The following is a 17042-nucleotide window of genomic DNA, read 5'->3' as shown; positions in this document are numbered from 1 at the left end:
ATGACTATCGCACACACACTGGGCGCCCTGAGCGTAATGGCCGGCGCCTTGCTGGCGGCGCAATCGGCGCAGGCGCAGGACAACACCTTCATCAACCCGGACTGGGCCAACAGCGCCTGGTACATCGGCGCGGGCGCGGGCCAGTCGCGCGCCACCATCGATGAACCGCGCCTGCGCGCCAGCCTGGCCGCCAACGGCGAAACCGTCACCGGTTTCAGCAAGGACCAGCGCGACACCGGCTATAAACTGTTTGTCGGCCGCCAACTGAACCAGTATGTCGCCGTGGAAGCCGGTTACTTTGACCTGGGAAAGTTCGATTTCAAGTCGACCACCAGCGGCAACGGCGTACTGAACGGACAAGCGGCCTTTCGCGGCGTAAACCTGGACTTGTTGGGCCAGCTGCCGCTGTCGCAGCGCCTGTCGTTGCTGGGCCGTGTCGGCATGCACTACACCAAGACCAACACGGAATTCAGCGGCAACCGCCTGCTGGGTTCGAGCAATACCCATGCCAGCGAACGCAAGCTCAACGCCAAGCTGGGCCTGGGCCTCGAATACAAGTTCAGCGAAGCGCTGGCCCTGCGCGGCGAAGTCGAGCGTTATCGCCTGAACGACGCCGTCGGCAACCGCGGCGATGCGGACCTGTATTCCGTCAGCCTCGTGTATAAACTGGGCCGTCCGGCCAGCGCCACGCCCGCCTACCAGCCGGCGCCCGAAGTCGCCCCCGTCGTCGCCATGCCGGCACCGGTGATCGAGGCCAAGCCGGCGCCAGCCCCCGTGTCGGAAAAAGTGTCGTTTGCTTCCGAAGCGCTGTTTGATTTCGATCAATCGACGCTCAAGCCGCAAGGCAAGGCGGCACTGGACCAGCTGCTCGGTCAACTGACGGGCATGGACCTGGAAGTCATCGTCACGGTCGGCCATACGGATGCCGTCGGCTCCGATGCCTACAACCAGAAGCTGTCTTTGCGCCGCGCCGAAGCCGTCAAGGCTTATCTGGTGGCGCAGGGTGTCGAGACGAGCCGCGTCTACACGGAAGGCAAGGGAGAAACCCAGCCCGTGGCCGACAACACGAGTGCCGCCGGCCGCGCCAAGAACCGCCGCGTGACGGTGGAAGTCGTGGGCACGCGCAAAGTCATGCGTTAAGTTTTAGGCGCACAAAAAACCGGCTTGCGCCGGTTTTTTTACGTCTGCGGCGCTGCCGGCTTGCGGTGATGCTTGCTCAGATGCCGGTCCAGGCTGTTGGCGAACTGTTGCCGGTCCGACTGGCTGAAGGCGGCCGGGCCGCCCGTGTCGACGCCGCCGCTGCGCAATTCTTCCATGAAGGCGCGCATCGTCAATTGCTGGGCGATATTGTCTTTCGTATAAAACTCGCCGCGCGGGTTCAGCGCGAAACCGCCCTTGGCCAGGACGTCGGCCGCCAGCGGGATGTCGCCCGTGATGACGAGGTCGCCGGGATTGAGCAGCCGCACGATTTCCTGGTCGGCCACGTCGGCGCCGGACGGCACTTGCACGGTGCGGATGAAACGCGAGGGCGGCACCCGCAAACCCTGGTTGGCGACCAGGGTGAGCGGCAACTCCAGGCGGTCGGCGACTCTGTACAAAATTTCCTTGATGACGACGGGACAGGCATCGGCGTCGATCCAGATCTGCATGCCCACGCTCGCTTGCTCACCCGCTTCCGCCATCACAGTTCCCACGCTTCGCCGCCCGGGCCCATGCGCGGCGCGCTGACGCCGAAGTGCAGGTAAGCGGCCGGCGTGGCGACACGGCCACGGGGCGTGCGCTGCAAGAAACCTTGCTGTATCAGGTACGGTTCCAGCACATCTTCGATGGTATCGGCCGCTTCGCCGATGGCGGCGGCCAGATTGCCGATGCCGACGGGGCCGCCGCCGAACTTGAACAGCACGGCTTCGAGCAATTTACGGTCCATCACGTCGAAACCGGCGGAATCGACGTCCAGCATGGCCAGCGCGCGGTCAGCCACCACCTTGGTGATCTCGCCATTGCTTTTGACTTCCGCGAAATCGCGCACGCGGCGCAGCAGGCGGTTGGCGATACGGGGCGTGCCGCGCGCGCGCTGGGCGATTTCATGCGCGCCTTCCGGGTCGATCGGTGCCTTCAGCAAGGCCGCGCTGCGCGTGACGATCTTCGTCAATTCGCCCGTGTTGTAGAACTCCAGCCGGGCGACGATGCCGAAGCGGTCGCGCAGCGGATTGGTCAGCATGCCGGCGCGCGTGGTGGCGCCGACTAATGTAAACGGTTGCAGATCGAGCTTGACGGAGCGGGCGGCCGGGCCTTCGCCGATCATGATGTCGATCTGATAATCTTCAAGCGCCGGATACAAAATCTCTTCGACGACGGGGGACAGGCGGTGGATTTCATCGATGAACAGGACGTCGTTCGCTTCCAGGTTCGTCAGGATTGCCGCCAGGTCGCCCGGGCGCTCGAGCACGGGGCCGGAGGTCTGGCGCAGATTGACGCCCATTTCGCGCGCGATGATGTGCGCCAGGGTCGTCTTGCCCAAGCCAGGCGGGCCGAACAGCAAGGTATGGTCGAGCGCTTCCTTGCGCTGGCGCGCGGCCGTAATAAAAATTTCCAGCTGGTCGCGGATCTTTTCCTGTCCCACGTACTCGTCGAGCTGCTTCGGGCGCAAGGCCCGTTCGATCGCCTCTTCGTTGTGCGAGATGGGCGCCGCGTCGATGATGCGCTGTTCCGTGAAGCTGTCGGTCTGGATGCTCATGCCCTATCAGCCTTTCGACAGCGCTTTCAGCGCCAGTTTGATGCCGTCCGACACGCCGCTGCCGGCCGGCACGTTTTTCACGGCGGCCAGCGCTTCCTTGTCGGAATAGCCGAGCGCGACCAGCGCATTGAGGATGTCCGATTGGGCATCGGGCGCCGCGTGCGCGCCGCCGGCGCCGATATCGGCCCCCAGCTTGCCCTTCAATTCCAGCAGCAGCCGTTCGGCCGTCTTCTTGCCGATGCCAGGCACTTTCACCAGGCGGCCGGAATCCTGCAAGGTAATGGCTTGGGCCAGGTCGGCAATCGTCATGCCCGAGAGAATCGACAAGGCCATGCGCGCGCCCACGCCCGTGATCTTGATCAACTGGCGGAACACGGCCCGCTCGGCCGCATTGCCGAAGCCAAACAGCAGGTGCGCATCTTCGCGGATGGCCTGGTGCGTGAACAGCACGACTTTTTCGCCCACGTGGGGCAGGTTATAAAAGGTGCTCATCGGCACGTCGACTTCATAGCCGACGCCCTGGCAATCGACCAGCAATTGTGGCGGATTTTTTTCAAGCAAAATACCGGAGAGACGGCCTATCATCGCGTGTTCCTAATGTTAAATTTTAGATTGATGCTTTATCCAACGAGGCGGCCGCGCTTCATGCGCAAGCCCTGCAATTGCGGCGCCAGCGCGCCGAGCATGGCCAGCGCATCGATGCTGTTGGCGTGGCAAATGGCCACGCCCAGCGCATCGGCCGCATCCGTACCGGGTAAACCAGGCAAGGACAACAGGCGGGATACCATCTCCTGCACCTGCTCCTTGGCCGCCTTGCCGTGGCCCGTGACGGCCTGTTTCACTTGCAGGGCCGTGTATTCGGCCACCGACAGGTCGGCGTGGACCAGCGCGCAAATGGCCGCGCCCCGTGCCTGGCCCAGCAGCAAGGTCGATTGGGGGTTGACGTTGACAAACACTTTTTCGATGGCCGCGCAATCGGGCTGGTAGGTGCCGACGATTTCGCTCACGCCCCGCAGGATGACCTTCAGGCGCGGCGGCAATTCCCCTTCGGAACCCGTCTTGACGGTGCCCGACGCGATATAGCGCAGCTTGTTGCCGTGTTTTTCAATGACCCCAAAGCCGGTCGTGCGCAGGCCAGGATCGATGCCAAGAATAATCATCGCCAGATTCTATAATGAATACGGCAGGCACCGGTGAATAACCGGTGCCTGCCGCTGAGTACCTTATCGAGAGCTGTAGGTCGGATTAGCGGTACGCGTAATCCGACATGCGTCGCCAACTGCGCTTGTCGGATTACGCGCGGCCTTCGGCCCCGCTAATCCGACCTACTCTCTTCACTATCAATGACGGAAGTGACGCGTTCCGGTATACAACATGACGACGCCGCGCTCGTCCGCCGCATCGATCACTTCCTGGTCGCGCATGGAGCCGCCCGGGTGGATCACGCAAGTCGCGCCCGCGTCGACGACAACGTCGAGGCCGTCGCGGAACGGGAAGAAGGCGTCCGACGCCACCACGGAACCGGTCAGCGACAAGCCCGCGTTTTGCGCCTTGATGGAAGCGATGCGGGCCGAGTCGATACGGCTCATCTGGCCTGCGCCCACGCCCAGGGTCATGTTATTGCCGCAGAAAACGATGGCGTTCGACTTGACGAATTTCGCCACTTTCCAGGCGAACATCAGGTCGGCCAGTTGCTGCGGCGTAGGCTGCAGCTTGCTGACCACGCGCAAGTCGCCGATGCCGACGTTTTTCGCGTCCGGCGATTGCACCAGCAAGCCGCCACCGACGCGCTTGAAGTCCATGGCGTGCACGCCGCTGCCCAGCGGGATTTCCAGCATGCGCACGTTCTGCTTGCTCGACAGAATTTGTTTCGCTTCGGCGGAGAACGACGGGGCGATCAGCACTTCCACGAACAGCTTGGCGATTTCGCCGGCAGTGGCGCCGTCCAGTTCGGTATTAAACGCGATGATGCCGCCGAATGCCGAGGTCGGGTCCGTCTGCAGGGCGCGCGCGTACGCTTCCGCTGCGTTCTTGCCCAGGGCCACGCCGCACGGGTTCGCATGCTTGACGATGACGCAGGCGGCGCTTTGCTCGAAGCCGCCCATGCTCTTCACGCATTCCCAGGCCGCATCGGCATCGGCGATGTTGTTGTACGACAATTCCTTGCCCTGCAGCTGACGGTAGTTGGCCAGCGCGCCGTCGGTGGCGACGAGGTCACGGTAGAAGGCGGCGCTCTGGTGCGGGTTCTCGCCGTAGCGCATGTCTTGCACTTTCTCAAATGCAACGTTGAGGATTTGCGGATAGGCGCCGCGCTCGGCGTGCACCTTCGTCGGGCCCAGGCTCGTCAGGTAGTTGGTGATGGCGCCGTCGTATTGCGCCGTGTGCGCAAAGACTTTTTTCGCCAGCATGAACTTGGTGTCATAGCTGACGTCGCCGGCCTGGCCGTCGGCCGAGCGCATTTCCGCCAGCACCGCGTCGTAGTCGGTCGGGTCGCAGATGACGACCACATCCTTGTGGTTCTTGGCCGCCGAACGCAGCATGGTCGGGCCGCCGATATCGATGTTTTCAATCGCGTCTTCCAGCGTGCAATCGGCCTTGGCGACCGTGCCCTGGAACGGGTACAGGTTGACCACCACCATGTCGATGGTCGGCATGTCGTGCTCGACCAGTTTCGACATGTGCTCAGGGAAATCGCGGCGCGCCAGGATACCGCCGTGCACTTTCGGGTGCAGGGTCTTCACACGGCCATCGAGCATCTCCGGGAAACCCGTGTAATCGGCAACTTCCGTGACAGGAACACCGTTGTCTGCCAGCAATTTGGCGGTGCCGCCGGTGGACAGGAGGTTGACGCCGAGGGCAGACAGGGCGCGGGCGAAGTCGAGAACGCCGGTCTTGTCGGAAACGGAGAGGAGAGCTTGTTTGATCATGGCTGTGGCTAGGTGGTTAAGTGTTCTTGGCGAATGGCGCAGCAATCAGCTATCAGGCCGGGCCCGCTGCGGCGGATTCAAATCTTGGCGTCACTTGCATGCCGGCATTACAGCAAACCGTGCTCCTGCAATTTCTTGCGCAGGGTATTGCGGTTGATGCCCAGCATCTGCGCGGCGTGCGACTGGTTGCCATCGGCGCGTGTCATCACGACTTCCAGGATGGGCTTTTCCACGGTCAGCACGACCATGTCGTAGATATTCGATGCTTGCTGTTCGCCCAGGTCATTGAAGTAATCTTCTAGACTTTTCTGTACGACTTCCTGAATGCTTTCTTTGCTCATTTTTATGCTTCAACCGGCTGAACACCTGGCCATCCGGCGCCGCGCCGCTCATGCGGTCCGCGTGCTGCCCTCTTGCCTCGGTGTTGTAATTAATATTGCATGACGCTCTGTATAGGCGTTCGCCCTTGTACTGCTGCTAACTGATTTACCCTGCTTGTTGCTATCTGCTCATGCTGCCGTGGCCGCAGGTTTGATCGTATCGATCAGGCCACTTTCACTGGATTCGGCGAGGCGATATTGTAACCGTTCGCCAAATTTCCATTGCGACTCAAAAAATTGATCGACGGCCAGCAACTGCGCATCCGTCGACTCCAGCAAGTTCATTTCCTGGCGGAACGCTTCGCCGCCTTCCAAATCCTTGACATACCAGCCGATGTGCTTGCGCGCCGTGCGCACGCCGAGAAACTCGCCATAAAACGCATAATGGGCGCGCAAATGCTCGTCCATCAAGGTCCGCACTTCATCCACATACGGCGCCGGCAACAAGGTGCCGGTGCGCAGGAAATGGTCGATCTCGCGGCAAATCCACGGCCGGCCCTGCGCCGCGCGGCCGATCATGACGGCATCGGCGCCCGTTTGATCCAGCACAAAACGGGCCTTTTCCGGACTGGTAATGTCGCCGTTGGCCACCACGGGAATGCCCACCGAGGCTTTCACGGCGGCAATCGTTTCATATTCGGCATCGCCCTTGTAGCCATCGGCACGCGTACGGCCGTGCAGGGTCAGCATCTGGATGCCCGCTTGCTCGGCGATGCGGGCGATGGTCAGGGCATTCTTGTTGGAACGGTTCCAACCCGTGCGAAACTTCAGGGTGACGGGCACGTCGACGGCGTTGACGACGGCGTGCAGGATCTTTTCGACCAGGCTTTCATCTTGCAGCAGGGCCGAACCGCACCAGCTGTTGCACACCTTTTTGACGGGGCAACCCATGTTGATGTCGATGATCTGCGCGCCCCTGTCCACGTTGAACCTGGCGCAGTCGGCCAGGTCTTGCGGATCGGCGCCGGCGATCTGCACGGCTTTCGGCTCCATTTCGCCGTCGTGATCCGTGCGGCGCGCGCTTTTTTCCGTTGCCCACAGGCGCGGATTCGACGCCGCCATCTCCGACACGGCATAGCCGGCACCCAGCTGCTTGCACAACTGGCGGAAAGGCCGATCCGTCACGCCCGCCATGGGAGCGACGAAAACATTGTTGCGCAGAATGTGAGGGCCGATTTGCACTGAAGAACCTGGAATGGACGGAGGAACCTGCTATTTTAACCGATTCCCTGCCTATTTAATAAGCACTATTTTTTTGGATCAGTGCGTCAGAGTGAGGATGGCGCCGCTTAGGGCACTCTTACCCCAGCTCGTCCATCGCGGGCGCGCTCAGGTGCTCGATATTTCCCCAGTGCACTAAATGCAGCTTGCCGTCCGCATACGAGAAGCGGTTGACGCTGGCATTTTTGACCTGGAAGTCGCGCGGACTGTCGAGCGTCATGCCGACCGCCTCGCGGTAAGCGCACTCGAGCACGCCGCCGTGCGCCACGATGGCGATCGTCTGGCCGTCATAGCGTTCGGCCCAGCGGGCGATGGCGCCATTCGCGCGTGCGTAAAACTGGCGGAAGCTCTCCGCGTCGCGCTCGCCCGACGGCATCACGGCATCGATCTGGCGCGATTGCCATTGCGCATACTCGTGCGGATAGCGCGCGGCGATGTCCACATACAGCAAGCCTTCGAAGGCGCCATAGCAGCGCTCGCGCAGCAAGGGGTCGGTCTGCACGGGTAAATCTTTCAACTGAGCAACGGCTTGCGCCGTCTGCTGCGCGCGCTGCAGATCGCTGGCGATGATGGCGGCCAGTGCTTCGTCGGCCAGCGCCTGCCCCAGCGCGGCCGCTTGCGCCAGGCCCGCCTCGTTCAGGGCGATGTCGATATGGCCCTGCAGGCGGCGGCCCGCATTCCAGGCCGTTTCGCCATGGCGTATCAATAAAATCGTGGTGCTCATGCGTTATTTCTTCAGGGTAAGTGCCAACTCGGGGTTGAGCGAGTAGGCGACGACGAGCTGGACTTCGTCGAGGATGTGGCCGTAGAGCGCGGCATGGGCTTGCTGCCCCGTAAAACGCTCGGGCAGCTCCAGGCGCGGCACGTCGAGCGCATACAGGCGGAAAATATAGTGGTGGATGCGCTCGTCATTCCACGGCGGGCACGGGCCATCATAGCCGTAATAATCGCCGGCCATGGCGGCATCGCCGGCAAACCAGCCCGTGTAGTCGTTGATACCCTGGCGCAGTCCAGTACCTGCAGCCTTGCCGCGCGGCGTGATGCCGCTGGAAAATTCGCCGGCGGCAATAGAACGCATGGCGGGCGGCAAGTCGAGCAAACTCCAGTGATAAAAGTCGCCGCGCAGCGCCGTCAGCGGCAGGGACTGGTCGTCACGGTTGGCCAGGCGGGCGTCTTGCGGCGCATCGGGATCGATGCAGAACAGGGCCAGCGACTCGGTGCCGTTGGGCACCTCGTCCCAGGCCAGATGGGGATTGCGGTTGCCGGCGAGGCGCACGCGGCTGGCCGGATCAATCTCGGCAAAGGCATAGTCGGCCGGCATCAGGCCGCCATCACGAAACGTCTCGCTCCACAATTTCATCGCTTGCTCCTCTTTATAGTTATTGTTTGACGCTTATTTAGCGTTCACCTGCAGCCAGAATGTGACAGGGCCGTCATTGGTGAGCGACACCTGCATGTCGGCACCGAACTGCCCCGTTTGCACGGTCGCATGGCGGCTGCGCGCCTGATCCACGAAATGCGTGAACAGGCGCAAGCCGTCCGGCGGCGCGGCCGCCGGCGTAAACGACGGGCGCGTGCCGGACTTGGTATCGGCCGCCAGGGTGAACTGCGGCACCAGCAGCAAGCCGCCGGCCACGTCCGTCACGCTGCGGTTCATCTTGCCCGCTTCGTCGGCAAACACGCGATAGCCGAGCAGTTTGGTCAGCAGGGCGTCCGCTTCCTTTTCCGTATCGCCCCGCTCCGCGCACACGAGCACCATCAGGCCGGCGTCGATGGCGCCGACGGTGGCGCCGCCGACGTCGACTTTCGCCTGCGTGACTCTCTGCAGCAGCGCGATCATGCCGTCAAGGTGACGCGCGCGAAACTGCGCTTGCCAACTTGCAACACGAATTCGCCGGCCGCCACTTGCAGGCCCTTGTCGCTGATGACGGTGCCGTCGATACGCACGCCGCCCTGGTCGATCTTGCGCATGGCTTCCGATGTCGACGGGCACAGGCCCGCCTGTTTCAGCAATTGCGGGATGCCCAGCGGGGCGCCGGCCAGGGTTAATGCCGGGATATCGTCGGGAATGCCGCCCTTCGAGCGGTTGACGAAGTCGGCCAGCGCATCTTCGGCCGCCTGCTGCGAGTGGAAACGGGCGACGATTTCTTGCGCCAGCGCAACCTTGGCGTCGCGCGGATTGCGCCCTTCCTCGACTTCGCGCTTCAGCTGGGCCAGTTCGGCGATCGAGCGCCACGACAGCAGCTCGTAGTAGCGCCACATCATGACGTCGGAAATACTCATCAGCTTGGCGAACATGGTGTTGCCCGGTTCCGTGATGCCGATGTAGTTATTCTTCGACTTGGACATTTTTTCCACGCCATCCAAACCTTCCAGCAGCGGCATGGTCAAAATACACTGCTGCTCCTGTCCGTACTGCTTTTGCAGTTCGCGGCCCACCAGCAGGTTGAACTTCTGGTCCGTGCCGCCCAGTTCCAGGTCCGATTTCAGGGCCACCGAGTCGTAGCCTTGCATCAGCGGGTACAGGAATTCATGCACGGAAATCGGAATGCCGCCCTGGAAGCGCTTGGTGAAGTCGTCGCGCTCGATCATGCGCGCCACCGTGTAGTGGGAAGCGAGCTGGATGATGCCGCGCGCGCCCAGCGGATCGCACCACTCGGAGTTATAGCGGATTTCCGTCTTGCTGGCATCCAACACTAAAGATGCTTGCGCGAAATACGTCATCGCGTTAATCTCGATCTGTTCCTTGGTCAGCGGCGGGCGCGTGACGTTGCGGCCCGAAGGGTCGCCGATCATGGAAGTAAAATCGCCGATGAGGAAAATGACTTGATGGCCGAGGTTTTGCAGCTGGCGCATCTTGTTCAGCACGACAGTGTGGCCCAGATGCAAGTCGGGTGCAGTCGGGTCCAGGCCCAGTTTGATGCGCAGTGGAACACCAGTTTTCTCGGAGCGCGCTAATTTTTGCGCAAATTCGCTTTCGATCAAGAGTTCGTCGACGCCACGCTTGGTAATCGCGAGGGCTTCTTGTACTCTGTCCGACAGTGGGAGCGCGGTCTGAGCGGCGTTAGCCTTTGTAGGCGATGCGGTGGTGTTGATTTCCATAAAATTTGACTATAAATCTCAAAATGGTGGTAGGTTTGCGGAGTTTGCTATAATGCTCGATCCCATCAATCTTGCCGTATGAAAACGAACCAAAATAACAATAACAAAGAGCACTAGTTCAGGTCACGTTCAAGGGCAAATTTTAACTGATTGCATGAACCCTATACATAAAATCACAGGCTCACGCTTGTACACACAGCTGACGACGACACGCAAGGCGCGCATTATTGGCGCATCCGCGGTCCTGCTCGCCGTGGCCGCCTTCGGCGCGGTCGCTGTGTCGCCCATGGCGCCCGACGCATCGGACTTGCCGGTCACGTCCATCGCCCAGAACCTGGAAATGCCTGATCTCGCCTCGCAAATTTCCGCGATGGAACAGGTAGACCAGAATTTCACCCACGAAGAAAAAGTCCGCGCTGGCGATACCCTCGCCACCCTGCTGACCCGTCTCGGCGTGGATGATCCGGCGGCCGCCAATTTCATCAAAACCGACAAGATCGCGCGCGGCGTGATGTTGCTGAAATCGGGCAAGCGCGTGCAAGCGCAAACGACCGAAAACGGCGACCTCAACTGGATGCGCGCCACCCTCGTCGACGGCACCGACAAATCGGTCAAGAACATCCTGATCACCCGCAAGGGCGACAAGTTCGTGGCCACGGAAGTGGCAGCCCAGCTGGAACGCCGCGTTGAAATGCACGCGCGCAAGATCACTTCCACCCTGTTTGCCGCCACCGACTCCAGCCTGGACGGTACCCGCCTGCCAGACTCGATTTCCGCGCAAATCGTGGAAATGTTCTCGACCAATATCGACTTCCGCTCCGACCTGAAACGCGGCGACTCGTTTAATGTGGTCTACGAAACATTCTGGCAAGATGGCGAATTTGTCCGAGCGGGCCGCATCCTGGCCGGTGAATTCACCAACCGCGGCACGACTTACCAGTCCGTTTGGTTCGAAGACCCAGCCAGCAAGCAAGGCGGCGGTTACTACAGTTTCGACGGCAAGTCCCTCAAAAAAGCCTTCCTGAAATCCCCCCTCGAATTTTCCCGCATCTCGTCCGGCTTCTCCATGCGCGTGCACCCGATTTCCGGCAACTGGAAAGCGCACAAGGGCATCGATTTCGCCGCAGCAACGGGCACGCCTATCCGCGCTTCCGGTGACGGCGTGGTCGATTCCGTCGGCAGCCAGAACGGCTACGGTAATGTTGTTGTTCTGAAACACTGGGCCAACTACAGCACCGCCTACGCCCACATGAGCCGCTTCGCTTCGGGCCTGAAAAAAGGTCAAAAAGTCAGCCAGGGCGATGTGATCGGCTACGTCGGCACCACCGGCTGGTCCACGGGCGCCCATTTGCACTATGAATTCCGCGTCGGCGGCGTGGCACAAGATCCAAGCAAGCTGAACGTACAAGCCCAGGCGCCATTGACGGCCGCCGAGCTGAGCCGCTTCCGCATGGTCTCCGCCGACATGATGCACCGCTTCACCCTGCTGCGTCCGAACGACACGGCACTGGCGTCGCGTTAAACGACATTGCAACACTGCCTTCGGGCAACCCATAAAGGCACCGCCCATGCAGATGGCCGGTGCCTTTGTTTTTTCCCGCGTGCTGTTACGCACGGCACAAATGCGGCACAATGCACCCCATCACTTATGCATTCAAGGACAACCCCATGCTGTATATCGGTCTGATGTCTGGCACCAGCCTCGATGGCGTCGACGGCGCGCTGGTCGACTTTTCCGACGATGGCGGCACGCGCAGCCTGGGCGACGCCTACATTCCCTTTCCGGCCAGCCTGCGCGCCGACCTGATGGCCTTGCAAAGTGCCGGCCAGAATGAAATCGAACGCGAAGCGCTGGCGGCCACTCAGCTCGTGCGCCATTACGCCGACTGCGTCGCCCTGCTGTTGAGCGACGCGGGCATCGGCCCGGACGCCATCGCCGCCATCGGCGCGCATGGCCAGACCATCCGCCACCGCCCCGAGCTGGGCTTTACGCGCCAGTTGAACAACCCGGCCCTGCTGGCGGAACTGACGGGCATCGACGTCATCGCCGACTTGCGCAGCCGCGACGTGGCGGCCGGCGGCCAGGGCGCGCCGCTGGTGCCCGCTTTTCACCAGGCCATTTTCAACTTGCCCGGCCACACGCGCGTGCTGGCCAATATCGGCGGCATCAGCAATATCAGCGTGCTGCACGCGGACGGCGCGGTAACGGGCTACGACACGGGTCCCGGCAATGCGCTGATGGATGGCTGGGCCTTGCGGCATCTGGGCCAGCCGTATGATGCCAACGGCGCCTGGGCCGCCACGGGCCAAGTCATCCCCGCCCTGCTGGCGGATTTGCTCGACGATCCCTATTTTGACTTGCCGGCGCCGAAAAGCACGGGCCGCGACCTGTTCCACGCCGACTGGCTGCAAGGCAAGCTGGCGAATCACCGTGGCGCCCAAGCCGCCGACGTGCAGGCGACCTTGACGCAGCTGACGGCCGTCAGCCTGGCGCAGGCCATCGCGCGCGACGGAGCGCAGGCGGAAACCGTGTATGTGTGCGGCGGCGGCGCGCAGAACGCCGCGCTGATGGCAGCGCTGGCCCGGGAATTGCCGGGCATGGCGGTGGAGTCGACGGAGGCCTTGGGCGTGGCGCCCAGCCAGGTCGAGGCACTGGCGTTTGCCTGGCTGGCCTGGCGCTTTACTCAGCGCAAGCCGGGCAACTTGCCGGCCGTGACGGGTGCGCAAGGCTTGCGGGTGCTGGGCGCGCTCTACCCGCGCTAAGCGGGCGCAGAAACACAAATAGCGGATCGATGATCCGCTATTTTTATATTGCGCCTGTAAACTGGCGCGCCTGAAAAACGTTCAGGGCAAGGCGCATTGCCAAAGACAGTACGAAGAGTACGGCGAGGCAATGCAACGCCGCCATGGACGTTTTCTCAGGTGTGCCAGCTTATACCGAGAACGACGAACCGCAACCGCAGGTGGAGGTAGCCGTCGGATTCTTGATCACGAACTGCGCGCCTTCCAGGTCATCCTTGTAGTCGATTTCCGCGCCGACCAGGTACTGGTAGCTCATGGAGTCGATCAACAGCTGGACGCCGTTCTTGACCATGGTGGTGTCATCTTCGTTGACGATTTCGTCAAAGGTGAAGCCATACTGGAAGCCGGAACAGCCGCCGCCCTGCACGAAGACGCGCAATTTCAGGTCGGGATTGCCTTCTTCTTCGATCAGCTGCGCGACTTTTTCAGCGGCGCTATCGGTAAAGATAATAGGGGAAGGGATCACATCTTGCATTTCAGCGACGGCATTCATATCAGGCACTCCTACTAGAAAACATTAAGTCATTATAGACTGTTGGCGCAAGTCGCGCTGCGGCCCACCGTCAAAACCTGCTGCGCGTCGCGCTTTGCGGCCTGCGATGCTCACTGTACTCTAGTACAGTTGCGCTTCTCAGCCACAAATCACTGCCGCTCGCGACGGTTTTGCCTGGCGGCCTGCAAAATAGTGTTGTTCCTGCTCACATTTCCGACACGGCCAGGTGCAGCACGGGGTCGGCGCTGTCGTGGCGGCTGAGCTTGCCCTGCACCAATGCGCCGCTGTGCATTTCCAGCACCTTGTAATAGACCTCTCCTACAATGCGGGCTTTTGGCTGGATTTCAAGCATTTCGGACACATACACAGGGCCATTGATCTCGCCGCTGACAACCAGGCTCGAGCAGCGCACCTCGCCATCGATGCGCCCTGCCTCGCCCAGCACTATATGCGTGGGCTCGCCCGCCTCGCCCGTGACGTTGCCGCGCACATGGCCATCGATGCGCAAGCCGCCGCAAAACAGCAAGTCGCCTTCGATCCGCGTGGAAGCGCCAATCAGGGTGTCGATGGGGTTTTTCGCGTTGCGCTCGAACATGAACGTCATCCTGTTGGTATACGTGGCAGTCCAATTTAGCACAGGTCCGGCAAAAAGGCGCCGGACCCGCGCAAGCACGGCTGCCTATTTTTACGGCAGCAAGGCGATATGTTGCAAACCTGCCGTTTCTTTCAAGCCAAACATCAAGTTCATGCACTGCACGGCCTGGCCCGAAGCGCCCTTGACCAGGTTATCCTGCACTACCAGCACGATGACGGTATTGCCGCCTTCAGGGCGGTGCAAGGCCAGGCGCAGCATGTTCGAGCCGCGCGTGGAACGGGTTTCCGGGTGCGAGCCGAATGGCATCACGTCGACGAAAGGCTCGTCCTTGTATTGCGTTTCGAACAAGGCTTGCAATTCTTCATTGCTGACATCCTTGTTCAGCTGCGCGTACAGGGTCGAATGCATGCCGCGGATCATCGGCACCAGATGCGGCGTGAAGGTCAGCGCCACTTTCTCATCCGTGAAACGCTGCAGTTGCGCCGTCGTTTCCGGCAGGTGGCGGTGGCCGGCCACGCCATAGGCCTTGAAGCTGTCGCTGCTTTCCGAGAACAGGATGCCGATTTCCGCCTTGCGGCCGGCGCCGGACACGCCCGACTTGCAGTCGGCGATCAAGCCGCCCGCATTGACGAGGCCCGCCTTGAGCAGCGGGTAAAAGCCCAGCTGCATGGTGGTCGGGTAGCAACCGGGGTTGGCGATCAGCTTTGCCTGCTTGATGTCTTCGCGGTTCAGCTCCGGCAAGCCATACACGGCCTCGGCTATCAGCTCGGGGGCCGTGTGGGGAATCTTGTACCACTGCTCGAACTTGGCCTGGTCTTTCAGGCGGAAGTCAGCGGCCAGGTCGATGACTTTCACGCCGGCGGCCAGCAGGGCTGGTGCTTGCGCCATCGCAACACCATGCGGGGTCGCAAAGAAGACCACGTCACACTGCTCCAGGTTCGCCTTGTCCGGCGAGGAAAACGCCAGCTTGACGTGGCCACGCAGGGAAGGATACATGTCGGCAACGGGCAAGCCATCTTCCTTGCGCGAGGTAATCGCCGTCAACTCGACATCTGGATGGGTAGCGAGCAAGCGCAGCAACTCCACGCCCGTGTATCCAGTGCCGCCGACGATGCCAACTTTGATCATGTTCTTTCCTTGTGTATAGATTGCATAAAGATGAAGGGAAACGCTCCCCCTGCGGGTTTTCCGCGTATTTTACAGCGCAACGCAGAGTCACGCTGAAATGCAAAAAAGCCGCGGGACCGAAGTCCAGCGGCTTTTCGACCAGCACCCCGCAAGGTGCTGTAGCGTAGAAATTAACGCTTCGAGAATTGCTTTGCGCGACGTGCTTTGCGCAGACCAACTTTTTTACGCTCGACTTCACGTGCATCGCGGGTCACGAAGCCGGCTTTCGCCAGTTCCGGTTTCAGCGCTGCATCGTAGTCGATCAGAGCGCGGGTGATGCCGTGACGAACTGCACCAGCCTGGCCCGACTCACCGCCGCCATGGACGTTGACTTTGATGTCGAAACGCTCGACATTGCCGGTCAGTTCCAGTGGTTGACGGATGACCATCAGACCCGTTTCGCGCGAAAAGTATTCGTTTGCTGGTTTGCCGTTAACAACGATCAAGCCTGTGCCAACTTTGATAAAAACCCGAGCCACTGCACTTTTGCGACGGCCGGTTCCATAATTGTAATTACCGATCATGTCAGTTCCTTAGAGAACAAGTGCTTTAGGTTGCTGAGCAGCGTGCGGATGGGAACCTTCCGCGTACACTTTCAGCTTCTTGATCATTGCGTAGCCGAGTGGGCCTTTAGGCAGCATGCCTTTGACCGCTTTCTCAAGCGCGCGACCTGGAAAACGCTGTTGCATTTTCTGGAAGTTGGTTTCGTAGATGCCGCCTGGATAGCCAGAGTGACGGTAGTAAATTTTCTCAGTAGCTTTGGTACCGGTCACACGCAGTTTGCCTGCGTTGATGACGACGATGAAGTCGCCGGTATCGACGTGAGGAGTAAATTCTGGTTTGTGTTTGCCGCGCAGTCGGAGTGCCACTTCGCTGGCAACACGTCCGAGGACTTTGTCCGTCGCGTCAACCACGAACCAATCGCGCTGGACTTCATGTCCTTTAGCGGAAAATGTTTTCATGTTGACTTCCTAATAGATTACACGCTCAAATGGTGGTTCCGCCGATGTTGCTGTGCGGACTCTGCCTTATTTACTTTTCCTGAGCGAACGGAAAGCCGACAAGTATAAGCGGCTTTGCCCTGCCGCGTCAAGCCGCAATGCAGACAGGCTGCGGGCTGGCGGCCGGCACATGGATGGGCATTCCTCTATTACAATACAAAACGCTTACAATTTTCGGAGAGTACGATGGAATGCAAAGTCAGCTGGAATGGCCCGTCGGGCATGAGTTTTCGGGCAGAAACCGGTTCCGGCCACCTGGTGACCATGGATGGCGCGCCCGATGGCGGCGGCCACAACCTGGCGCCACGCCCCATGGAAATGGTCTTGCTGGGCACGGGCGGCTGCACCGCCTATGACGTGGTGCTGATCCTGAAACGGGGCCGCGAAGCCGTCAGTGGCTGCGAAGTGACCCTGAAGGCCGAGCGCGCCGACACCGATCCGAAAGTCTTTACCAAGATCCACTTCCACTTCACCGTGCGGGGCAAGGCCCTGAAACCGACGGCCGTGGAACGGGCCGTTTCATTGTCGCATGACAAATATTGCTCGGCGTCGATCATGCTGGCGAAAACTGCGGAAATTACGCATTCCTTTGAAATCATCGAGGAGTAGGTCGGATT

General features: G+C 60.9%; 20 protein-coding genes. 4 read left to right on the top strand and 16 right to left on the bottom strand.

Features of this window, described 5'->3' with window-relative positions:
- On the top strand, positions 1–1140 hold the full coding sequence (locus tag AC3RCG_RS05005; protein WP_492403482.1) for an OmpA family protein: 1140 nt from the start codon (positions 1–3) through the stop codon (positions 1138–1140).
- Between the two features lie 38 nt (positions 1141–1178).
- Here the strand turns inward: AC3RCG_RS05005 and AC3RCG_RS05000 are convergent, their stop codons facing one another.
- The 11 genes from AC3RCG_RS05000 to tyrS all read right to left on the bottom strand — a co-directional run bounded on the left by AC3RCG_RS05000 (position 1179) and on the right by tyrS (position 10367).
- Complete coding sequence (locus AC3RCG_RS05000) at positions 1179–1649, bottom strand: YaiI/YqxD family protein (RefSeq protein WP_070312433.1); 471 nt, start codon at positions 1647–1649, stop codon at positions 1179–1181.
- A gap of 32 nt (positions 1650–1681) precedes the next feature.
- The gene (gene ruvB / locus AC3RCG_RS04995; protein WP_034749202.1) at positions 1682–2737 is read right to left on the bottom strand and encodes a Holliday junction branch migration DNA helicase RuvB; all 1056 of its coding nucleotides are present in this window, start codon (positions 2735–2737) and stop codon (positions 1682–1684) included.
- Positions 2738–2743: 6 nt separating this feature from the next.
- Positions 2744–3322 (bottom strand): Holliday junction branch migration protein RuvA, encoded by a 579-nt coding sequence (gene ruvA, locus AC3RCG_RS04990; RefSeq protein WP_070222695.1) that lies wholly within the window; start codon positions 3320–3322, stop codon positions 2744–2746.
- A gap of 35 nt (positions 3323–3357) precedes the next feature.
- A complete protein-coding gene (gene ruvC, locus AC3RCG_RS04985) occupies positions 3358–3897 on the bottom strand; it encodes a crossover junction endodeoxyribonuclease RuvC (RefSeq protein ID WP_058050917.1) in 540 nt (179 codons plus the stop codon).
- A 180-nt stretch (positions 3898–4077) separates the two neighbouring features.
- Positions 4078–5664 carry a bifunctional phosphoribosylaminoimidazolecarboxamide formyltransferase/IMP cyclohydrolase gene (purH, locus tag AC3RCG_RS04980; RefSeq protein WP_070290015.1) on the bottom strand — a complete coding sequence of 529 codons (1587 nt, stop codon included), beginning with the start codon at positions 5662–5664 and terminating at the stop codon, positions 4078–4080.
- Between the two features lie 107 nt (positions 5665–5771).
- Positions 5772–6005 carry a helix-turn-helix domain-containing protein gene (locus tag AC3RCG_RS04975; RefSeq protein WP_008445162.1) on the bottom strand — a complete coding sequence of 78 codons (234 nt, stop codon included), beginning with the start codon at positions 6003–6005 and terminating at the stop codon, positions 5772–5774.
- 168 nt (positions 6006–6173) lie between these two features.
- The gene (dusB, locus tag AC3RCG_RS04970; protein WP_071653823.1) at positions 6174–7226 is read right to left on the bottom strand and encodes a tRNA dihydrouridine synthase DusB; all 1053 of its coding nucleotides are present in this window, start codon (positions 7224–7226) and stop codon (positions 6174–6176) included.
- A 118-nt stretch (positions 7227–7344) separates the two neighbouring features.
- A complete protein-coding gene (locus AC3RCG_RS04965; RefSeq protein ID WP_492403488.1) occupies positions 7345–7989 on the bottom strand; it encodes a histidine phosphatase family protein in 645 nt (214 codons plus the stop codon).
- A 3-nt stretch (positions 7990–7992) separates the two neighbouring features.
- The gene (locus AC3RCG_RS04960; protein WP_492403489.1) at positions 7993–8625 is read right to left on the bottom strand and encodes a YbhB/YbcL family Raf kinase inhibitor-like protein; all 633 of its coding nucleotides are present in this window, start codon (positions 8623–8625) and stop codon (positions 7993–7995) included.
- Between the two features lie 33 nt (positions 8626–8658).
- Positions 8659–9105, bottom strand: coding sequence for a D-aminoacyl-tRNA deacylase (dtd, locus tag AC3RCG_RS04955; protein ID WP_070312422.1), 447 nt, complete (start codon positions 9103–9105; stop codon positions 8659–8661).
- Complete coding sequence (gene tyrS / locus AC3RCG_RS04950; protein ID WP_492403491.1) at positions 9102–10367, bottom strand: tyrosine--tRNA ligase; 1266 nt, start codon at positions 10365–10367, stop codon at positions 9102–9104. The genes dtd and tyrS overlap by 4 nt, the downstream gene beginning before the upstream one ends.
- A 154-nt stretch (positions 10368–10521) precedes the next feature.
- Between tyrS and AC3RCG_RS04945 the strand changes: the two genes are divergently transcribed.
- Positions 10522–11889 carry a M23 family metallopeptidase gene (locus AC3RCG_RS04945; RefSeq protein ID WP_070289999.1) on the top strand — a complete coding sequence of 456 codons (1368 nt, stop codon included), beginning with the start codon at positions 10522–10524 and terminating at the stop codon, positions 11887–11889.
- A gap of 146 nt (positions 11890–12035) precedes the next feature.
- Complete coding sequence (locus tag AC3RCG_RS04940) at positions 12036–13130, top strand: anhydro-N-acetylmuramic acid kinase (RefSeq protein WP_492403493.1); 1095 nt, start codon at positions 12036–12038, stop codon at positions 13128–13130.
- Positions 13131–13299: 169 nt separating this feature from the next.
- Here AC3RCG_RS04940 and erpA read toward each other — a convergent pair whose 3' ends face one another.
- The 5 genes from erpA to rplM all read right to left on the bottom strand — a co-directional run bounded on the left by erpA (position 13300) and on the right by rplM (position 16386).
- A complete protein-coding gene (gene erpA, locus AC3RCG_RS04935) occupies positions 13300–13662 on the bottom strand; it encodes an iron-sulfur cluster insertion protein ErpA (RefSeq protein ID WP_029496047.1) in 363 nt (120 codons plus the stop codon).
- A gap of 205 nt (positions 13663–13867) precedes the next feature.
- Positions 13868–14257 (bottom strand): bactofilin family protein, encoded by a 390-nt coding sequence (locus AC3RCG_RS04930; RefSeq protein ID WP_070290243.1) that lies wholly within the window; start codon positions 14255–14257, stop codon positions 13868–13870.
- Between the two features lie 90 nt (positions 14258–14347).
- A complete protein-coding gene (gene argC, locus AC3RCG_RS04925) occupies positions 14348–15385 on the bottom strand; it encodes an N-acetyl-gamma-glutamyl-phosphate reductase (protein ID WP_070312424.1) in 1038 nt (345 codons plus the stop codon).
- A gap of 170 nt (positions 15386–15555) precedes the next feature.
- Positions 15556–15948: a 30S ribosomal protein S9 gene (gene rpsI / locus AC3RCG_RS04920; RefSeq protein WP_010393285.1), complete on the bottom strand. Its 393-nt coding sequence runs from the start codon at positions 15946–15948 to the stop codon at positions 15556–15558.
- 9 nt (positions 15949–15957) lie between these two features.
- The gene (gene rplM / locus AC3RCG_RS04915; RefSeq protein ID WP_010393282.1) at positions 15958–16386 is read right to left on the bottom strand and encodes a 50S ribosomal protein L13; all 429 of its coding nucleotides are present in this window, start codon (positions 16384–16386) and stop codon (positions 15958–15960) included.
- 225 nt (positions 16387–16611) lie between these two features.
- Between rplM and AC3RCG_RS04910 the strand changes: the two genes are divergently transcribed.
- Positions 16612–17034 carry an OsmC family protein gene (locus AC3RCG_RS04910; RefSeq protein WP_070222716.1) on the top strand — a complete coding sequence of 141 codons (423 nt, stop codon included), beginning with the start codon at positions 16612–16614 and terminating at the stop codon, positions 17032–17034.
- The last annotated feature ends 8 nt before the right edge of the window (positions 17035–17042 follow it).

This window comes from Janthinobacterium sp. GW823-FHT01H08 (assembly GCF_058797855.1).
Note: the sequence above shows the minus strand (reverse complement) of the source record. Positions and strands in the feature narration are given on the sequence as shown.

What these genes read in the sequence shown, in the direction of transcription:
- AC3RCG_RS05005 (WP_492403482.1), top strand. Translation starts at nt 1, where the DNA reads ATGACTATCGCACACACACTGGGCGCCCTGAGCGTAATGGCCGGCGCC.
- erpA (WP_029496047.1), bottom strand. Translation starts at nt 13,662, where the DNA reads ATGAATGCCGTCGCTGAAATGCAAGATGTGATCCCTTCCCCTATTATC.
- AC3RCG_RS04960 (WP_492403489.1), bottom strand. Translation starts at nt 8,625, where the DNA reads ATGAAATTGTGGAGCGAGACGTTTCGTGATGGCGGCCTGATGCCGGCC.
- AC3RCG_RS04940 (WP_492403493.1), top strand. Translation starts at nt 12,036, where the DNA reads ATGCTGTATATCGGTCTGATGTCTGGCACCAGCCTCGATGGCGTCGAC.
- AC3RCG_RS04965 (WP_492403488.1), bottom strand. Translation starts at nt 7,989, where the DNA reads ATGAGCACCACGATTTTATTGATACGCCATGGCGAAACGGCCTGGAAT.
- tyrS (WP_492403491.1), bottom strand. Translation starts at nt 10,367, where the DNA reads ATGGAAATCAACACCACCGCATCGCCTACAAAGGCTAACGCCGCTCAG.
- ruvB (WP_034749202.1), bottom strand. Translation starts at nt 2,737, where the DNA reads ATGAGCATCCAGACCGACAGCTTCACGGAACAGCGCATCATCGACGCG.
- AC3RCG_RS04930 (WP_070290243.1), bottom strand. Translation starts at nt 14,257, where the DNA reads ATGTTCGAGCGCAACGCGAAAAACCCCATCGACACCCTGATTGGCGCT.
- AC3RCG_RS04910 (WP_070222716.1), top strand. Translation starts at nt 16,612, where the DNA reads ATGGAATGCAAAGTCAGCTGGAATGGCCCGTCGGGCATGAGTTTTCGG.
- AC3RCG_RS04945 (WP_070289999.1), top strand. Translation starts at nt 10,522, where the DNA reads ATGAACCCTATACATAAAATCACAGGCTCACGCTTGTACACACAGCTG.
- ruvC (WP_058050917.1), bottom strand. Translation starts at nt 3,897, where the DNA reads ATGATTATTCTTGGCATCGATCCTGGCCTGCGCACGACCGGCTTTGGG.
- rpsI (WP_010393285.1), bottom strand. Translation starts at nt 15,948, where the DNA reads ATGATCGGTAATTACAATTATGGAACCGGCCGTCGCAAAAGTGCAGTG.
- dtd (WP_070312422.1), bottom strand. Translation starts at nt 9,105, where the DNA reads ATGATCGCGCTGCTGCAGAGAGTCACGCAGGCGAAAGTCGACGTCGGC.
- AC3RCG_RS05000 (WP_070312433.1), bottom strand. Translation starts at nt 1,649, where the DNA reads ATGCAGATCTGGATCGACGCCGATGCCTGTCCCGTCGTCATCAAGGAA.
- argC (WP_070312424.1), bottom strand. Translation starts at nt 15,385, where the DNA reads ATGATCAAAGTTGGCATCGTCGGCGGCACTGGATACACGGGCGTGGAG.
- AC3RCG_RS04975 (WP_008445162.1), bottom strand. Translation starts at nt 6,005, where the DNA reads ATGAGCAAAGAAAGCATTCAGGAAGTCGTACAGAAAAGTCTAGAAGAT.
- ruvA (WP_070222695.1), bottom strand. Translation starts at nt 3,322, where the DNA reads ATGATAGGCCGTCTCTCCGGTATTTTGCTTGAAAAAAATCCGCCACAA.
- rplM (WP_010393282.1), bottom strand. Translation starts at nt 16,386, where the DNA reads ATGAAAACATTTTCCGCTAAAGGACATGAAGTCCAGCGCGATTGGTTC.
- purH (WP_070290015.1), bottom strand. Translation starts at nt 5,664, where the DNA reads ATGATCAAACAAGCTCTCCTCTCCGTTTCCGACAAGACCGGCGTTCTC.